The sequence below is a fragment of the Pseudanabaena sp. FACHB-2040 genome (genome assembly GCF_014696715.1).
Taxonomy (GTDB): Bacteria; Cyanobacteriota; Cyanobacteriia; order Phormidesmidales; family Phormidesmidaceae; genus JACVSF01.
Window position 1 is genome coordinate 514,507 of sequence record NZ_JACJQO010000005.1, and the last position, 17,834, is coordinate 532,340.

At 52.9% G+C, this 17,834-nt stretch carries 18 protein-coding genes; 9 read left to right on the forward strand and 9 right to left on the reverse strand.

Features of this window, described 5'->3' with window-relative positions:
- Positions 1 to 266: 266 nt before the first annotated feature.
- Entirely contained in the window at positions 267 to 1,559 is a 1,293-nt protein-coding gene (locus tag H6G13_RS06060; RefSeq protein ID WP_190482256.1) for a glutamyl-tRNA reductase, read from the forward strand.
- 86 nt (positions 1,560 to 1,645) lie between these two features.
- Here the strand turns inward: H6G13_RS06060 and recQ are convergent, their stop codons facing one another.
- Positions 1,646 to 3,862, reverse strand: coding sequence for a DNA helicase RecQ (recQ, locus tag H6G13_RS06065; RefSeq protein WP_190482257.1), 2,217 nt, complete (start codon positions 3,860 to 3,862; stop codon positions 1,646 to 1,648).
- Positions 3,863 to 3,940: 78 nt separating this feature from the next.
- Positions 3,941 to 4,384: a tetratricopeptide repeat protein gene (locus H6G13_RS06070; protein ID WP_190482258.1), complete on the reverse strand. Its 444-nt coding sequence runs from the start codon at positions 4,382 to 4,384 to the stop codon at positions 3,941 to 3,943.
- A 563-nt stretch (positions 4,385 to 4,947) separates the two neighbouring features.
- Between H6G13_RS06070 and H6G13_RS06075 the strand changes: the two genes are divergently transcribed.
- The 6 genes from H6G13_RS06075 (at position 4,948) to H6G13_RS06100 (ending at position 9,934) form a co-directional block, all read left to right on the forward strand.
- Complete coding sequence (locus H6G13_RS06075; RefSeq protein WP_190482259.1) at positions 4,948 to 5,301, forward strand: hypothetical protein; 354 nt, start codon at positions 4,948 to 4,950, stop codon at positions 5,299 to 5,301.
- Between the two features lie 163 nt (positions 5,302 to 5,464).
- Complete coding sequence (locus H6G13_RS06080) at positions 5,465 to 6,979, forward strand: AAA family ATPase (RefSeq protein ID WP_190482260.1); 1,515 nt, start codon at positions 5,465 to 5,467, stop codon at positions 6,977 to 6,979.
- Between the two features lie 147 nt (positions 6,980 to 7,126).
- On the forward strand, positions 7,127 to 7,477 hold the full coding sequence (locus H6G13_RS06085) for a DUF1257 domain-containing protein (protein WP_190482261.1): 351 nt from the start codon (positions 7,127 to 7,129) through the stop codon (positions 7,475 to 7,477).
- A 105-nt stretch (positions 7,478 to 7,582) separates the two neighbouring features.
- Positions 7,583 to 8,470, forward strand: coding sequence for an inositol monophosphatase family protein (locus tag H6G13_RS06090; RefSeq protein WP_190482262.1), 888 nt, complete (start codon positions 7,583 to 7,585; stop codon positions 8,468 to 8,470).
- A 169-nt stretch (positions 8,471 to 8,639) separates the two neighbouring features.
- Positions 8,640 to 9,323 carry a Crp/Fnr family transcriptional regulator gene (locus H6G13_RS06095; RefSeq protein WP_190482263.1) on the forward strand — a complete coding sequence of 228 codons (684 nt, stop codon included), beginning with the start codon at positions 8,640 to 8,642 and terminating at the stop codon, positions 9,321 to 9,323.
- Positions 9,324 to 9,445: 122 nt separating this feature from the next.
- Entirely contained in the window at positions 9,446 to 9,934 is a 489-nt protein-coding gene (locus tag H6G13_RS06100) for a TerB family tellurite resistance protein (protein ID WP_190482264.1), read from the forward strand.
- Between the two features lie 84 nt (positions 9,935 to 10,018).
- Here H6G13_RS06100 and nadA read toward each other — a convergent pair whose 3' ends face one another.
- Entirely contained in the window at positions 10,019 to 10,984 is a 966-nt protein-coding gene (nadA, locus tag H6G13_RS06105) for a quinolinate synthase NadA (RefSeq protein ID WP_190482265.1), read from the reverse strand.
- Positions 10,985 to 11,169: 185 nt separating this feature from the next.
- A complete protein-coding gene (locus H6G13_RS06110; RefSeq protein WP_190482266.1) occupies positions 11,170 to 11,919 on the reverse strand; it encodes a response regulator in 750 nt (249 codons plus the stop codon).
- 309 nt (positions 11,920 to 12,228) lie between these two features.
- Between H6G13_RS06110 and H6G13_RS06115 the strand changes: the two genes are divergently transcribed.
- Positions 12,229 to 12,477: a DUF6761 family protein gene (locus tag H6G13_RS06115; RefSeq protein ID WP_190482267.1), complete on the forward strand. Its 249-nt coding sequence runs from the start codon at positions 12,229 to 12,231 to the stop codon at positions 12,475 to 12,477.
- Positions 12,478 to 12,597: 120 nt separating this feature from the next.
- Here H6G13_RS06115 and grxD read toward each other — a convergent pair whose 3' ends face one another.
- From grxD to H6G13_RS06130, 3 genes are all read right to left on the reverse strand, one after another.
- Entirely contained in the window at positions 12,598 to 12,921 is a 324-nt protein-coding gene (gene grxD / locus H6G13_RS06120; protein WP_190482268.1) for a Grx4 family monothiol glutaredoxin, read from the reverse strand.
- Positions 12,922 to 12,959: 38 nt separating this feature from the next.
- Positions 12,960 to 13,217, reverse strand: coding sequence for a BolA family transcriptional regulator (locus tag H6G13_RS06125; RefSeq protein ID WP_190482269.1), 258 nt, complete (start codon positions 13,215 to 13,217; stop codon positions 12,960 to 12,962).
- Positions 13,218 to 13,322: 105 nt separating this feature from the next.
- Positions 13,323 to 13,922, reverse strand: coding sequence for a hypothetical protein (locus H6G13_RS06130; RefSeq protein WP_190482270.1), 600 nt, complete (start codon positions 13,920 to 13,922; stop codon positions 13,323 to 13,325).
- A 234-nt stretch (positions 13,923 to 14,156) separates the two neighbouring features.
- Here H6G13_RS06130 and H6G13_RS06135 point away from each other — a divergent pair, with 234 nt between their 5' ends.
- Entirely contained in the window at positions 14,157 to 16,289 is a 2,133-nt protein-coding gene (locus H6G13_RS06135) for a S8 family serine peptidase (protein WP_190482271.1), read from the forward strand.
- Between the two features lie 93 nt (positions 16,290 to 16,382).
- On the opposite strand, the gene H6G13_RS06140 is transcribed toward H6G13_RS06135, so the two are convergent.
- Positions 16,383 to 17,147, reverse strand: coding sequence for a lysophospholipid acyltransferase family protein (locus H6G13_RS06140; RefSeq protein WP_190482272.1), 765 nt, complete (start codon positions 17,145 to 17,147; stop codon positions 16,383 to 16,385).
- A 170-nt stretch (positions 17,148 to 17,317) separates the two neighbouring features.
- The gene (tadA, locus tag H6G13_RS06145; protein ID WP_190482273.1) at positions 17,318 to 17,830 is read right to left on the reverse strand and encodes a tRNA adenosine(34) deaminase TadA; all 513 of its coding nucleotides are present in this window, start codon (positions 17,828 to 17,830) and stop codon (positions 17,318 to 17,320) included.
- Between the last annotated feature and the right edge of the window lie 4 nt (positions 17,831 to 17,834).

Genomic DNA, 17,834 nt, shown 5'->3' on the forward strand with positions numbered 1-17,834 from the left:
TGGATTGTTATAGAGACGTGGCCTGCTGCGTCTCTATCTTTTTTGGGGCAAACTAATAGGAACTTAACAACAATTTGATGGACTTTTGTTGAGATTTCTTGAGTTGTGGCTTATTTCTCTCTAAGTTCAAAAATGTTGGCTTTGTGCGAAAGTGGCTGAGCTTGTGGGTTTTCAGGCCCAACTGGCATAGTACTCGCTGCCATTTAGGCCACTGCGATCGCACAATTTAAATTACAGGCGCATAAGATAACCCGAGTGGAGGAAGCATGAATATTGCCGTTATTGGCCTTAGCCATAAAACAGCCCCCGTTCACGTTCGTGAAAAACTCAGTATCCCAACGGCCCAAACGGCAGATGCGATCGCGCAACTCACCAGCTATCCCCACGTCAACGAGGTCTCTATTCTCAGCACCTGCAATCGACTCGAAATCCACATCGTTACCGAAGAAGTGGAGCAGGGTGTCCGAGAAGTGACCCAGTTTCTAGCCGAACACAGCAAACTGCCCCTACCCGAGCTGCGGCAGCACCTCTTCATCCTGCTGCATCAAGACGCAGTCATGCACCTAATGCGGGTAGCAGCAGGGCTAGACAGCTTAGTGCTGGGCGAAGGCCAAATTCTCTCCCAGGTTAAGCACGCTCACCAGCTAGCCCAGCAAAACAAAAGCGCAGGCCGCATTCTCGACCGGCTGCTGAAGCAGTCAATTTCAGCTGGAAAGCGTGTTCGCAGCGAAACCAGTATTGGCACCGGAGCTGTCTCAATTAGCTCTGCTGCCGCCGAACTAGCCCGCCTTAAGGTGCCTAACCTGCATGGCTGCCGCATTAGCATCTTGGGTGCGGGCAAAATGGCCCGGCTTCTGGTGCAGCACCTTTTCTCCAAATCTCCCTGCGAACTCACCATCCTCAACCGCACGATTAACCGGGCCAACGAACTAGCCACTCAGTTTCGAGAGGCTACCATTCACACCGGCACCCTTGACAGCATGATGGAGGTCGTTAAAGTCTCTGATGTGGTCTTTACCTGCACTTCTGCCACCGAGCCTCTGCTGCACCGGGACAACCTCAAGGAGATCCTTGAACCAGGCCGCCCTCTAATGCTGTTTGACATCTCTGTGCCCCTCAACGTTCACTCCAACGTCAGCGAGTTAGACAATGTCTTTGCCTTCAACGTAGACGACCTCAAAGCCGTCGTGGCCCAAAACCAGGCCAGCCGCCGCCGCATGGCGCTAGAGGCAGAAAGCCTGCTAGAGGAAGAGGTCGAAAGCTTTATGGACTGGTGGCGCTCCCTGGATACAGTCAATACCATCAGCTGTCTGCGGACCAAAATCGAGACCATTCGCGAGCAGGAGCTAGAAAAAGCGCTCTCTCGGCTGGGCAGCGAGTTTGCCGAGAAGCATCAAGAAGTAATCGAGGCGCTGACTCGCGGCATTGTCAATAAAATTCTCCACGACCCTATGGTACAGCTCCGCACCCAGCGAGATATCGAAGCTCGCAAACATGCCATGCAGACCTTGAGCGTGCTGTTCAACCTAGAAACAGCCTCTAGCGAGAAGTTTAGCTAACTCACAGACGAGGATCTATCTAGAAGCCGTATTCTCAGACTTGCTTGGGAATACGGCTTTAGACTCCTCTGTCATGACGGCTTAATTTAATGACTTTGAGTCGCCGCTTCCTTGCCAGACTGAGTCAGACTAGCTAGCACCAAGCGAATCTCTGGGTAATCGTAGATCAACCCTAGGTGATTGCGAATGGCCGTTGCAGAAGGGCTATCCACTGCAGCAATGGCGGCTCGAATGGCGCTTTGCCGCTCTGGAGACACCAGGCGATCCAGGTCAACTTCATGACCATTAAGCAGCAGCCGCTCAAAATGACTAATTACAGTGCTGTAGCGCAATTGGCGGCGCTCGATGATGTCTGGCACAGACAGTCCTTCATGGTGTAGGGCTAATGTCTGTAGGTGCGTATCTCCCAAAGACTGCCGTTTGCGAGTAGCCGGGGCAAACGAACTGGTAGAAGCACTGTCTTCAGGCAGGTCATTCTCCTGACAGAAGCGGCGAATTTCTTCAGTAAATACCTGGCCGTATTGCTCCAGCTTGCGGCTGCCCACCCCTGAGATACGAGCAAAAGCATCAGGAGTTTGGGGCCGCTGCTGGGCCATCTGCCGCAGGGCCGACTCGGCAAAAACCACATAGGGCGGTACAGCTTGTTCGTCAGCTAGGCGCTTACGCAGCGATCGCAACCGCTCCAGCAGCTGCACAACCTCTAAAGAATCCTCAGGGGGAGTTACTTCGACCACTTGCTGCAACCGTTCTGGAATCGCTATCTGCACGGAAATTTGCTTTCGCAGAACCTGCCAGCTGCCTGCATTCAGCTTGAGCACCGGATAGCCATCAGTGGTTTCCTCCAGCAAACCCTGATGCAGCAGAGAGCGACTCAGTAGCCGCCACTCATCTACAGATCGATCTTTACCGATGCCGTAGGTAGATAGCTCATTGTGCTTTAGCTCCAACAGCCGCTGCTTTTTGGCTCCCCGCAGTACATCAATAATGTGGCCTGCACCAAACCGCTCACGACAGCGAGCAACGCAGGAGAGAAACTTTTGCGCTTCGATAGTCCAGTCTTCAATTGGTGGGGGTGAGAGGCAGTTATCGCAGTGACCGCAGGGTTCTGGCAAAATTTCGCCAAAGTAACCCAGCTGAATCCTGCGTCGGCAAACTGTACTTTCGGCATAGTCAATCATCTGGCGCAGCTGCTGCCGGGCAATGCGCTGCTCCTGCTCATCCGGTTTTTGGCCGATCAGGTATTCAACGGTAGCAACATCGGCATAGCTGTAGAAAAGCGTGCAGTGAGCAGGTTCTCCATCACGGCCGGAGCGGCCCGACTCCTGGTAGTAGCTCTCTAGGTTGCGAGGAATGTCGTAGTGGATGACAAAACGCACATCAGGCTTGTTGATGCCCATGCCAAAGGCCAGGGTAGCCACCATCAGCCGCACATCATCTCGAATGAAACGTCTCTGATTTTCAGCCCGATCAACGTCGCTCAACCCCGCATGGTACGGCAGCGTCGCAATCCCATCCTGCTGCAGGCGAGCGGCCAGCTCATCAACCCGCTTACGGCTGAGGCAGTAAATAATGCCTGCCCCATCAGTCTCCCGCACCTGCTTCAAAAGCTCCAGGTAGGACTGGCGCTGCTTAGGCCGGACTTCGTAGAAAAGATTGTGCCGATTGAAGCTCGAAACGTGCAGCAGCGGGTCATTAAGCCAGAGCTGCTGCAGAATATCCTGCCGCACCCGCTCGGTGGCAGTAGCCGTAAGGGCCAAAATGGGCACCTGAGGAAAGGTCCGCCGCACAGTCGAGAGCTGACGGTACTCAGGGCGAAAGTCGTGGCCCCATTCTGAGACGCAGTGGGCTTCGTCAATGGCAAAGGCAGCAATGCCGAGCGTTTGACTGAGGTCGCGCAGCAGCTGCAAAAAGCCAGGGCTAACCAAACGTTCTGGAGCTACATAAAGCAGCTTGATACGGCCAGCACGCAAGGCCGCTTCGCGCGATCGCACCTCCTCCAGCTTCAAAGTGCTGTTCAAAAAGGTGGCGGCAATGCCGTTGTCTCTCAGGCTATCTACCTGGTCTTGCATCAGCGCGATTAGGGGCGAAACCACTACCGTTAGCCCAATCTTCAGCAGAGCAGGCAGCTGGTAGCAGAGGGACTTGCCTCCACCTGTCGGCATAACCACCAGAACGTCACGGTTTTTAAGCACCTCTTCGATGACCTGCCGCTGACCTAGCCGAAACTGGTCGTAGCCAAAGTGGTGCTTAAGGGCTCTTTCTAAAGAAGGAAATGTGTTTGCGGCTGCAGCCCCAATCGTCATAGCTTTGTTCTGAGACACCCTGAGGGATAGTACCCTGGTACTGCTGTCAAAGCAAGAACCAGCCCCCAGGTTTAACCCCTAAATTAAAATGCCCAGCCGAACTAGTTTTTCGCGGATCTTACGACTAACAGAGCGACTAGCGGTTGAAGTAGAGTCTGCCGTAGCCCGATCAAAAGCAGCATAGGCTTCTGGGTAGCGCCCCAGTCGCTGGAGGGCAACACCTCGGAACATCCAAGCGCGGGAATAGTCAGGATATTGAGCCAGAATGCGATCGCACCGCTTTAGCGCCGCCTGCGGCTGCTGCAAATGAATCAGACAGACTGCTGTATAGAGCAAACCCTCTGCGTGGGTGCTATCAATGGCTAGAGCCTCCTCAAAATAACGCAGCGCTTCACCGTAGTGGCCTAGGTCCGCTAAAGCCTCTCCCTGGCTATACCAGTTGGCAAAGTCAGCAGCAGTCTCTTTCGGGAAACTGCTGTCTGTAAACTGCTCGAAGCCACCGTTTCGAGAAACTGACATCATCTCGCGATCTATGTCCTAATAGGTGATTTAAAGATTGAGGGCTGAAGAAGACTCAGTGGGAAGCGTTCGCATGATCTACCTCACAGTCTTACCGTAGATAGCTTCAAAGCATTGAAGCTATCTGGAGGGGGAGTAGGACGTTAGCACTGGCTTCAAGACTTAGCTTCAAGACTTTGAATGAGTGAGACGCTAGCTTGAAGAGCAGATAGAGGCCGTGAACGGGTAGAAGCATTGAGTGGCAACACGGAGGGCAAACTTGCTGTTGTCCCATTTTCCCTGTCAACAAAAAGTATATCGTCGCTTCCTGAGAAGCCTTTGGAAAGCGTTGCACAAGTTAATAACTGTTTAACAACGCTGCACATTTGGCTGAACTTACCTGCCTAGGGCCTTTTGAGCGGAGTTTTCACCTTTGCTGCTCCCTGTTCTAGAGGTCAGCCTATCAGCGCGCTGTTATTAACAAATGTTACGAAGTTGACGCCATACTGGCATGCTGGCTTGACAGTATCTAGAAAAGCCCGTTAATGTGAAATCCATACCCGGGTAATCCTATGTTGAAGTGTGATATGCAAGAGCAAAAGGCTACAAAGGTCACGTTGTATTTACCACCCGACCTGCACCGCCAACTAAAGATCCGCTCTGCGGTCGATGGTGAAGCGATGTCTGCCATTGCACAGCGCGCTATTGATTTTTACCTGACCCACTCTGAGGTGGTAGAGGGTCTAGAATCTGCCTACGGACAGGTTCATCGTGTTCATAGCTGTCCTTCTTGCTCTACCTCCGTGGTGATGCGTGAAGGTGAGTTAGTGCAGTTAGCTAAAGTAGCTGCATCGGATACGACAGACGATCTGTCAGTGGATGTTCAGGAAATCGTAACAGATACCCGGCAACCCGAAGAGGGAGAGTTAGTGGTTTGCTAGACCACCTAGGCTCAAATGCCAGCTCCATCAACCTAATTTAATCAATACGTTAAGAGCGAGTTTTGCAATAGGCATCTCTAAATCAGGTGTCCCCCTGTAATCGCAGGATTCGTGTCCCTTCTGTACCTGGTTTGAGCCATCTGTCGTTAGGAGAGCGGTGGTCATGAGAGAAGATCTCAGTGTTCTAATACAGGCCCAATATCCTCTGGTCTATTTAGTTACCTTTGAAGAGGAGCGGGCGGAGCAGACTATCGCTTCAGTTGCCCAGCGGCTAAAGCCCCACCGCCGAGTTTATACCTGGACCATGACTCATGGAGTTGTGGAATATGGGCAGCCCCGTAATGTCACCCAGCACAACAGCACTGTTTCTCCAGAAGCCGCCATTGAGTGGGTTATGCGTCAGCGGGAGCCGGGCATCTTTGTCTTCAAAGATCTCCATCCCTTCAAAGACTCCCCGGCTGTAACGCGATGCTTAAGAGATGCGATCGCAGGTTTCAAAGGCACCCAAAAAACCTTCATTCTAATGTCTCCGGTTCAAGAAGTGCCGATTGAGCTAGAAAAAGAGGTCGTTGTTCTTGACTTTGACCTGCCTAACATGGGCGAGTTGAATCAGGTCCTGACCGATGAGCTAGACCAGGCTCGCAACGCCAACATTTCTACCGATGTGCGGGAGAAGTTGCTAAAAGCAGCCCTTGGACTGACCCGTGATGAGGCAGAAAAGGTCTATCGTAAAGCCAGGGTCATGACTGGTCGCCTGACGGAAGACGAGGTCGATATCGTTCTGTCGGAAAAGAAGCAGCTAATTCGCCGTAACGGCATTCTAGAATATATAGATGTCGATGAAACCATCGATTCTGTAGGTGGGCTAGAAGAGCTCAAGCACTGGCTACATCAACGCTCCAACGCCTTCACCGAACGAGCCCGCGAGTATGGCCTGCCTCAGCCTAAAGGAATGCTCATTTTAGGGGTACCTGGCTGCGGTAAGTCTCTAATCGCCAAGACCACTGCTCGTCTATGGGGTCTACCCCTGCTGCGCCTAGACCTAGGCCGCGTGTATGACGGTTCAACAGTAGGTCGATCTGAGGCCAATCTGCGGAGTGCGTTGAGAACGGCAGAGTCAATTTCTCCAGCTATTCTCTTCATCGATGAAATCGATAAGGCTTTCGCAGGTACTACAGGTTCCTCAGATTCTGACGGCGGCACTTCTAGCCGTATCTTTGGCACCTTCCTCACTTGGATGCAGGAAAAGACCTCCCCGGTATTTGTCATGGCCACTGCCAACCGGGTAGAGCGGCTGCCTAGCGAGTTTTTACGCAAAGGACGCTTTGACGAAATCTTCTTTGTGGATTTGCCCAACGCCGAAGAGCGTCAAGAGATTTTCCAAATTCACCTGCAGAAGCGTCGCCGCGATATTGCCCGCTTTGACCTTGACCAGCTTACCAAGGTCTGCGAAGGATTTTCCGGAGCTGAAATCGAACAAGGTTTGGTTTCAGCCATGTATGAAGCATTTGCCCAAGGGCGCGAGTTCACTCAGTTGGACATTATCGCCGCCATCCGGGCTACGCTGCCCCTGTCCAAGACCATGAGTGAACAGGTGACGGCCCTGCGCGATTGGGCACGTCAGCGGGCACGACCCGCAGCAGCCTCCGTCGCTGAATATCAGCGAATGGAGTTCTAACAGGCTTTCTTCCCGGTACTCAGCCGGTGGAAAGGCTAGCGTAAGCTAGCAGTACAACAGCCCAGCAGTCGGTCATTTCTGGCTAACGGGTCACTCTCTAACTCTCAAACCTCGTTGTCTCTCAATTTCTCGCAGGAGGAAACTCACATGTCTCACTTCAGCACTCTTCGTACCAAAGTTACCGAAGCTGAAATTCTCAAGCAGTCTCTGCGCGACCTAGGCATCAGCGTTAAGACTGAAGCTGATGTTCGTGGCTACAATGGCCAGCGCGTTCGGGCTGACATCGTTGCCGTTCTGGAAGGTGAGTATGATCTGGGCTGGTCTCGCAATGCCGACGGCTCCTTCGATCTAATCGCTGACCTGTGGGGCGTTGCCAAAAAGCATAACCAAACTGAGTTGATCAACTCCATCAACCAGAAGTATGCCGTGAACAAGACCCTCGCTGAAGTTAAGCGTCCTGGTCTGCAAAACGCCAACGTCAAACTGGTGCTCCAGTAACCTCTCAACGCGTTCCCAAATAATGGGTTGGCCAACCTAATCGGTTGGCTGACCCATTTTTTTATGCGTTCCAGTAGACTGACAGGGTGAGACACACTTAACACCATGCAAGACCTGACCGAGGCCCAACTGTCAGCGATTAAACAGATTCTACTGGACTGCGGCAAAGAGGCTCGTCAGCTGGCGGCTCAACCGTTTCAGGTGTTTGAAAAGGGTCTCAACGACTATGTCACTACCGTAGATCAGGCCCTAGATAAACGACTGCTGGCGGTCTTTCAAGCGCTCTTTCCCCAAGACGGCATTATCACTGAGGAAAACTTCAGGTCTCAGCAGACCTACCAGCATGATTATGCCCGCTACTGGCTGATCGATCCCATCGACGGCACTGAGGAATTTATGCAGCAGGGACAGAGTTACGCAATTATGGTGGGACTCGTGACACAGCACCAGCCGCGAGCCGGCTGGGTCTATGCTCCTGCCTATGACCATCTTTACTGGGGTGGGTTAAACTGGGGCTTGTTTGAGCAGCGCTCAGGCGCAGCGCCAGCTCCCCTAGTTCCTCAGATACCGGTTCCTGTTGGTGGGCCAGTCTGCCCGATTATGATTGGGGATAAGGATCAGCGGCGGTTTGGCGATGCGATCGCACAGGCAATTCCCACTACCCAGTTCGCAACCTCCGGCAGCTTCGGCCTAAAAGTTTTAGAAGTGATTAAAGGCCAGGTTGGTCTTTATCTCTACCTTAACGGCCGGGTCAAACTGTGGGACACCACTGGGCCCATCGCCCTAGCCCAAGCTGCAGGGCTTATCTGCTGCGATCTAGAAGGCAACCCGCTGCGCTTTGACCCCGAAGTCATCGATCCCGCCACGCTTGCTCACCAGCAGAGCATTTTAGTCGGTTGGCCCCAATACATAGAAGCGCTACGACCCACCATCAAGCAAGCTGTGGCTCAGGTTCTCGCCCAGGAAGTCGAAGCCAAAATTCGCCCTCAGTAAGCTGCAGCTGGGGCAGTCATTACAAATCCACGCTTGGCATTAGGAAATACTCAGATTTCTAGTTACTATGAGCATTGGTGAAGGGTTATCCGTTCGGAGTGGGCAAGCTAAACCTAAGTGAACCCTTCCTTCCTTTACCACCAAAAACAAACCTGTGATTAGCCTTTACATGCAGCCTGACACTTTTAGCACGCTGTTCCCTTTGTTCAATGCGGCCAGTCCAGAAACCGTTGAGTGGTTGTTATCCGTTGCGACGGAGCATGAATATCCCGCCGATCGCGCTGTGCTAATGGAAGATGCTTGGGGTAATGCAGTTTATTTTATTGAATCGGGCTGGGTCAAAGTTCGCCGCCATGCAGGAGAAGGCTTCTTAACGCTAGCCGTTTTGGGGCAAGGAGACTTCTTCGGTGAGATGGCTATTTTAGACGAATCTCCCCGCTCAACCGACGTAGTAGCCCTGACCAGTGTAAAGCTGCTAAGTATTTCTGCTCAGCGGTTTATTCAAACCCTTTTCAAAGATCCTCAGCTGCATCACCGTATGCTGCAGCTAATGGTGCAGCGGCTGCGCATGACCAACTTCCGATTCCAGCTCCGGAATCAGCCTCCGGCAGTTAAGCTAGCCAATACCCTAGCGGTACTTAACGAAGCCTATGGCAAACCCAGCGGCGACGGCAGCGAAATCCTCTACATTCCATTCAAAGACCTAGCCGACGTTACCGATATTACTGAAGACGAAGCCAGCAAAATTATGGCCAAACTGGCTGAAAAAGGCTGGTTGAGAGTAGAGTCTGACCGCCAGGTGGTTACGCTGATCAATCTGAAGCAGCTCAACCATTTGGCCGGACGACTGTAGACCCCGCTAATTCTGTAGACATTAATAACATCCACAACCAGACCATGAGCGGCATGATACGGTGATCCAAAGTCAGCATTGTCATCGGCTGGCTGATTGCTGTTGGATTGAGGACACGACTAATGACCCTACAGCCCCCACCGCCACCGTCTATTTCCCCTCGTCAGATGACGCTCATGCGAATTGTGGCGTCTCTCGCCTGGAGCGATGGCAACCTGGCGACCGAAGAAGTAAACCTAATGCTAGATCGGTTTAGCAGCCTATTTTCTGTTACGGCAGAGCGGCAGCAAATCCTGCGCCAAGAACTGCAGGATTATCTGATGCAAAACATTCCACTAGAAGAACTGGTGCCCAAACTTCCTGCCCAGGAAGAGCGTGAGGTTGTGCTGCAGCTAGCCTATGAGGTTATCAGTGCCAGTGCTCGTGCACCAGAAGAGCCAGTTATTAACCCCGAAGAAGAAGCAGCCTATCAGCGGCTGGTGGCGCTGTTGGATCTTCCCACTAGCGTAGTGGAGAAAGTAGAGCAGGAAGCCAAAGCCGACCTGCAACAGCCCCAAAACATCGTAGATCGGATGACAGACCGCTTGCGGCGCTTCATTGAGCATCCCTGATCTGGCTTCTGGCTATTGGCAAAATTGGGCTCAGGCCGCCTCCTCACAATAGGTAATCAGTGGGCTAGGAAGGAGTTTGCTCGGTCAAGCGCTCATTTCTAACATCCGCTGGATCGGACGCAGTGCCGCTACTCGAGTACTTTCAGACAAAGTCACCTCGGGCTGCCGGTTCTTCATGGCAAGATAAAGCTTCTCCAGCGTGTTGAGCCGCATGTGAGGGCACTCATTGCAGGCACAGCTGTGGTTGGGCGGCGCTGGGATAAACAGCTTGTCTGGCATCTGCTTCTGCATCTGGTGGATAATCCCTGGCTCAGTTACCACAATAAATTGGTCACGAGGGCTGTTCTGAACATACTTCAGCAGAGCCGTAGTAGAACCTACAAAGTGAGCATGTCGCAGCACGGGCTCTTCACATTCGGGATGAGCCACGATCTCTGCCTGGGGGTACTCCATCCGCAGCTGTACCAGCTTCTTCTCAGAGAAGATCTCGTGCACCATACAACTCCCCTCCCACAGCACTAGGTCACGCCCCGTTTGATGCATAACATAGCGGCCCAAATTGCGATCGGGGGCGAAGATAATGGGCTGATCTAAGGGAATTTGCTGGACGATTTTGACAGCATTGGAGCTAGTGCAGATAATGTCGCTAAGGGCCTTAATCTCCGCTGTGCAGTTGATATAGGACACAACTACGTGATTGGGATGGGTAGCTTTAAAGCGGGCAAACTGCTCTGGTGGGCAGCTGTCTGCTAGAGAACAACCAGCATTGAGATCGGGCAGCAGCACAAGCTTGTTCGGGTTTAGAATTTTGGCAGTTTCTGCCATAAAGTGAACCCCAGCAAACACGATGACATCTGCATCAGTCTCTGCTGCCTTCTGAGAAAGCCCTAGAGAATCGCCGATGTAGTCGGCCACATCCTGAATATCGGGCTCTTGGTAATAGTGAGCCAGGATAATGGCGTTTAACTCTTGCTTAAGAGCCTCGATGGCTTCAAACAGGTCTTGCTGAATATCCGCTGACGCAGAAAGGGGTGAGACACTGGTAAACACGGCGATTATTTTTAGTCTGAGCCATTCATTAGGATGTTTTGAATTATAGTTGTTTTCACCATAAAAGCGCAGGGGGAGATCCGACTTTTTGGGTACCTTTTTGGGTTCGGATGACTATTAGAGCCAGTTTCAATGGGCTGCAGCTGATTTGGTCTTTTGCGTTCCCGATAGAACCAAATCCAAAATCAGGAGGATGCAAGACTGGGCTGACTGATGTGGCCGTTATGGTTTTGGGCTGCGGCTTCAGCAATGGCGCGCTCGATATTGAACCGATAGCCAACGTTGCGAACGGTTTGGATAATGCTGGGTTGCCGGGGGTCAACCTCGATCTTCTTGCGTAGAGAGAGAATATGCGTATCAACGGTACGGGGGTTATCAATGGCATCGGGCCAGGCCCGACGCAGCAAATCAGTGCGGCTCAGAGGCGAGCCTGCTGCTTGGGTCAGCACAAAGAGCAGGCTAAACTCCTGAGGCGTAAGATCAATAAAGTCGTTGCGGAACCGAACTCGCCGCTGTACTAGGTCGATATTAAGGTCACCGTAGGCTAGAGAAGCGGGCGCTGCTAGGGTGCGAATGCGACGGGTTAGGGCTTCTACCCGCGCCAAAAACTCCTGCATCCCAAAGGGCTTAGTCAAATAGTCATCGGCTCCTGCTTTGAGGCCAGTGACAATATCCGACTCCCCGTTGCTAGCGGACAAAATCAGCACCAAAGGTTGCCCCTGCCCATGCAGCCAGCGACACAGCTCTAAACCGTCCCCGTCAGGAAGTTGAGAGTCTAAAATAACCAGGTCTGGGTGGCGGGTTTGGAAGGTTTCTCTTGCCCGCGCGATATCTGCTGACTGGTAGACCCTATAGCCAGCCTGCTGGAGGTGCCAGCCGAGCAGCGATCGCAGATGGGGATTGCCTTCAATGATTTGAACTGAAACAGATCCCACTGAAGTTCACAGGAGAAACAGCGCGAAATTAATGCCTCTAAGACTAACAAACGAAAATAGGAGGTTTTGTAGCTAGCGTTACTCTCCCTAGGAGACAGGCGCTTCCAGTGAAATTGATATGGGTATGGGAGCGAAAAGGTTTGTGAGGAGCACTTAAGACTGCCTAAATAAAAACTTATGTGTTTAAATTCGAAACAAATGTTACGAAAAGCCCTCTTTTGTTTCTACCCTTGGGGTATGCTGCTCGCAAGCTTTTTTGCTTACAGTTAGAGCTATATCCGCATCCCCAACCCATATTTTCGCGAACCTATGCTTCAGGACGCTCGAACGATCCGATATTATCAGCGCATCACTGATGCCCTTATGGAGCAGTGGAACCGAGGATACCGCACCGATGAGCTGCGCCTCTATTTGGAAGGTTACCTAACTTCCCTACGCCACTCCGATGCCCTAGAACCTTACCTGATCCACCGCCTTGAGGAAGAAGTGCTGCGCTTTCTGCACGACACGTCTAACTTTGTTGTGCCTGAACCAGAATCTGAGCCCGATTATTTCTAATTCTCTTGAGAGAACCCCTTAGAGAAATCTGACCCACTGCATCTGACCCACTGCATCTGACCCACTACAAAAATAGGGGCGTCTGACACGCCCCTAGGAATCAAGAGCTTCAATAGCTGTTTAAGAAGCTAGGGCGACCTCAACCATTTCCCGAAGCTGCCCGTTTTGGTATAGCTCAATCAGGATGTCAGAACCGCCGACGAATTCGCCATTGACGTAGACCTGAGGAATTGTGGGCCAGTTTGAAAACTCCTTGATGCCCTGACGGATCTCCTGATCCGCAAGCACATCACAAGTTTCAAACGGAACACCCAACACGTTAAGAATCTGAACAACGTTGTTGGAGAATCCACATTGGGGCATCAGCTTGTTGCCCTTCATGAACACCATAATCTTGTTGTCTTGAACGAGCTTTTGAATTCGCTCTTGGGTTTCGAGTGCCATAACTGCAAAGGTCTCCTTAAAAACTAACGGTATTACACTTAAGCCGAACGACCGGAAGCCCAAGCATCCGGGGTGAAAGTTTTGAGGGCCAAGGCGTGAATGGCTTCAGAAGACATGGCTTGCCGTACAGCCCCATAAACGAGCTGATGCTGCTGCACCAGGCTGCGGCCCTCAAACTGAGACGAAACGACGGTGACCTGATAGTGGTCACCGCCGCCAGTTAGATCCTCAACCTGGACCTGTGCATCGGGCAGCCCGGCCTTGATCATCGCTTCAACCTGATCTGGGCTGATCATGCAAATTTCCTCAATACTGGTTCGATAATAGAAATCGATACGACTTCGATCAACTCCAGTTTAGCGAATCAGGTTCCCCTCCAGCGGGTTTGTGCTGCAGCAGAGCTACCGAGTAGAGGAGGCCGAACCGCTGCCGTAGGGCTCATCCACAAAGCCTAATTCGAACAGCTGCTGGTAAGCTCGCTGACCCAGATCACGGGTGGGTTGTTGGCTTCGCAAAATTTCCATTAGCAGGGGAACCGCCTGATCAGCGCGGTTTTGAGCGCGGTAAACCAGAGCTAGCTGGTAAGTAGCCTGATCGCGTAGCTGGGCAGTTTCCAGAGCTTTGCCGCGATTGCTCTGGGTGAGCCGGCTATCGACGCCCAAAAACATGTTCGACAGTTCCTGGTAGAAATTAGACATTTGGTTAAATGCCTCTCGAGCCGCCTGCAGCTTTTCGGCTGCCTGGGCATAGTTTTGGCTAGCAATGGCGGCAGTGGCTTCCTGCATCAGCTGCTGGCCAGAAGCAATACTGAGGTTGCTAGATGCCTGGTTAAGTGGTCGCAGTTCGTTGAGTTCTTGAGTCTGCTCTGGGGGGGCGACTTGGGAGGAGGGATCGCTCAGCTGAGCCCGAACTGGCTGAGCCTGAAGCAGGAGTGGAGCTAGTGCTAAGGCTGCACCGGCAAACACGGTGGGCAAAAAGCGAACCTTGGGAGAAGCGGCCATGGATGTTCTATTCTACAGGTAAAAAAAACAGCCGATTAAAGACGATACTGGGGTATCTTATCATTTCAATATGCTTCGATCTGCCCACGGTATTCTCTAGGGAAGATGTCACTATAAGCAGAGCGCATTTGAGTTAGACGACCAGATTAAGCTAAAGGTTCCTTTTACTGGAGTAGCGACCATCTGCCTGCTTATTGCTTGCCTCCAGATCAAAAATCGGCGCATCAAGCGATTATGACTGAAACAAATCAGATGGGCAACAGCAGCCAGTTGGGCGTCAGTGCTGGTCACGAGGGGCTAATCTTGCAGCGGGGGGGAGAAGAACTGCTGCTGGAGAAGGTGTCTGACCGCTTTACGACCCGGTTGCGACAACCTGAAGATCTAGAAACTGTGCGGGCGCGCCTCCAGCCGCAGTCGGTGCGGCCTGTTGCCCAAGGGCAGTTAATAGAGTGGACAGTGCCACCTCAACGGCTGGAGGAAATCTTAGCAGCGGCACGGCAGTCAGCTGAAGTCATCTTTGCCAGTCATGTCTATCGGCTAGCGGTGAGTCTCCAGACCTGGGTCTACCTGACTGAGCAGCTAACAATTCAATTTGACCTAGGGGCTGCGGCTCAAGGGCAAGATGCAACACTCCTTGAGGAGCGGTCTTTAGCCATCGCATCCCAATTCGGCCTGATCCGTAGCCGACCTTTGGAGGGTATTCCCAACACCTACATTTTTGAGGTGTCGCCCACTGCTACAGAGAACCCGATCAAGATTGCCAATCGCCTGATGCGGTTACCTGAGGTGCTGACAGCAGAGCCTAATGTGGTTGTTCAGATAGACACGCTCTATCGACCCAGCGACAACCTATATCCTAAGCAGTGGCACCTGTTTCACAGCGGCAGCGGCGGCGGATTGGCCTCCTCTTCTCACATTGACATTGAGCCAGCCTGGAACCTAACTCGGGGTAGCCGCTCGGTTGTCATCGCCATCAGTGATGATGGCTTTGATCTAGAGCACCCTGACTTACAGGGTCTGGGGAAGCTGGTTGGACCTGCCGACTTGAAGGATCGAGACAGCGCTCCTCTGCCTATGACTGCCGATGAAAACCATGGCACGTCTGTAGCTGGGTTGGCTATTGGTGAGGAAAACGGCAGTGGCATTGTGGGGGTCGCTCCGGGCTGCTCATTCATGCCGATCCGGACAACCGGATTTTTGGATGATGAGTCGATTGAGCGGCTGTTTGACGGGGCGGTGGAGCGGGGGGCCGACGTGATTTCCTGCAGCTGGTCTCCGGCCTCAGTGTATTACTCGCTGTCGTTGCGGCAGCAGGCGGCGCTTAATCGGGCGGCTACTAAGGGGCGCGGGGGTAAGGGCTGCGTTATTTTGTTCTCGGCAGGCAACGCCAATCGCCCGGTCAGCGGCACAGTGAATGAGCGGAACTGGCCCAACAACGTGGTGCAGGGTCAGACTAAATGGCTCAGCGGTTTTGCGGTGCATCCAGACGTGATTGCTGTGTCGGCTTCGACTAGCCTAGGGCAAAAGGCAGCCTACAGCAATTGGGGGGAGCACATTGCTATTGCGGCTCCTAGCAATAATGCTCCACCCAATATGGCGTTGCCCCGAGTTGGCGCTGTGGCAACTGGGCCGACTATTCAAAAATCGCTACCGGGCTTGGGGATGGTGACTAGCGATCGCATTCAGGGCGCGGGCTATAGCAGCGACAGTTACACCAACAGCTTTGGCGGCACCTCCAGTGCTTGCCCGGTAGCGGCTGGGGTGGCTGGGCTCATTTTATCGGCCAACCCAAATCTAACGGCCCGTGAAGTGCGCGAGATTTTGCAGAGCACAGCCGACAAGGTCGTGGATGCTAACCCCGACCCGCAGCTGGGTCTGCACTACGGTAGCTACGACAAAAATGGCCACTCCCTCTGGTTTGGCTATGGTAAAGTCAACGCCTTTAAAGCTGTGCAGGAAGCTCGCCGACGGCTTTATCTAGGCAGGTCAGTGCAGCGGGTAGTGCGATCGCAATCAACATCTGCTGTTGCCATTGCCGATGCCAATCCGGCGGGGACAAGCAGCTCTATTCGGATCACAGACCAGGGCCAGGTACAGGACATCCAGGTTCGAGTTGAAATAGATCACGAATTTTTGGGCGACATTGATGTGTCAGTGGTTGCCCCTGACGGGGAACGGGTGCTGCTCCAGGGGCGCACTCTGGGAAATCAAACCCAGCTGCGACAAACCTATACACTGGCGACCACGCCAGCGCTAACCCGCTTGCTTAGACGCACGGCCGCTGGTAACTGGCAGCTGCGGGCTGTTGATAATGCACCGGGAGCTACTGGGCAGATTTTGCAGTGGGAGTTGATTTTAGGGATTTAGAGGTAAGGGCAGAGGGCAGAAGAGGGGGCAGGCTTCTAGCCTCACTAGGATTTAGGGCCTACTTTTCCCCAGTATGTGAAGCATGACTATGCTTTAGGCATCGGCTGAGGGATATTGGGGATCTTCTGAGAGGATGATTAGGGCCTTTTGTAGGTCAGCTGTGAGGAGCTTGGCATTGGCTTTGAGGGTATCGGCATTGGGATTGTCTCCCACGTAGTTAGCCACTAGAATTGGCCTACCGATGACAATCTGAACATTACTGCGCCAGGTGGGAAAAGGGGTGTCGTAATGCAGACTGATAGGGACGATTTGCACGTCTAGCTTTGGATTAATCGCCTCGGCCTGAACAGCTAGGCGGGCTAAGCCGGGCTTTAGGCGGTGTACCCGGTTGTCGCGAAAAATGCCGCCTTCCGGAAAGATAACCAGCATCGCTTCGCCTAGAAGGAGGTCAATGCCGTGGCGCAGGCTAGAAATGGTAGGCCGTCTCACGTTAACAGCAAAGCCGCCCAGTCGCCGAATAAACCAGCCCTGCAGACCTTTGACCTCGTCAGCAGTGACCATGAAGCGCAGGTCACGTCCGGTGGCGGGTCGGCCCGCTACCATGGGCAGCACTAGAGAATCCCATCGCGCCCGGTGGGTAGGGGCCAAGATCACAGGGCCGCTGGTAGGCAGGTTTTCCTGACCGCTCACTGAGATTTTGCCAAAGTAAAAGGGAAGAACAAGGCGCTGGCCCAGAAAGTAGGCCAGGGGCGTTAGTAGCGGGGAGCAGCGGGAGGTCGTGGGTTTAGTTTGGGTCAGCGCCACTTTTTTGGTTGGAAGCTGGAGAGTTGGCATAGTTAACGGGAACAGTGAAACCATAGCGACAAGACCCGTGAAGACCCCTAATCAGTTTTGTTAGTTACACATTACTGGGTCTCTTGAAAGCTGTCTTATGGATAGGGACAGTTTTGCTGGTGTCCTGTGTCTACCTATAGAAATAGATTGCCCAGCTGATCCCCAATGTTAATTACCCGAGTTGATTGACCCGCTCACGACTGGCGATTAGTGCTGCGGCGGTCGGCAAACCAGGTGCGTAGCTGTTGACGGCAGGGAGTTGTCAAAATGCCGGGTAAAACGGCCAAAACATGATTGGAACAGGCGCTGTCTGGCAGGTTCAAAACCGTTCTAATAGCGCCTGCTTTGGGATCATCGGCTCCATAGACCAGTAGCCCTAACCGGCTTTGAATGAGGGCACCGGCACACATAGGGCAGGGCTCCAATGTGACATATAGGGTGCAGTCATTGAGATGCCAGGTACCTCGAACTTGGCCGGCTTGCCGCAGAGCCAAAATTTCAGCATGGGCAGTGGGGTCGTGGTCTCGTTCCCGGCGGTTGGCAGCCTCGGCAATGAGCTGATCCTCGGGGTCAATAATGACGGCTCCTACGGGCACTTCGCCTGCTTCGCCTGCCGCTTCTGCCAACTCTAGCGCCCGCCTCATCCAGTGTCGGTGGCGTAGATAAGTGGGGTCTGATAGAGCCGATGGGGGAATTTCAAAGGGCATTATT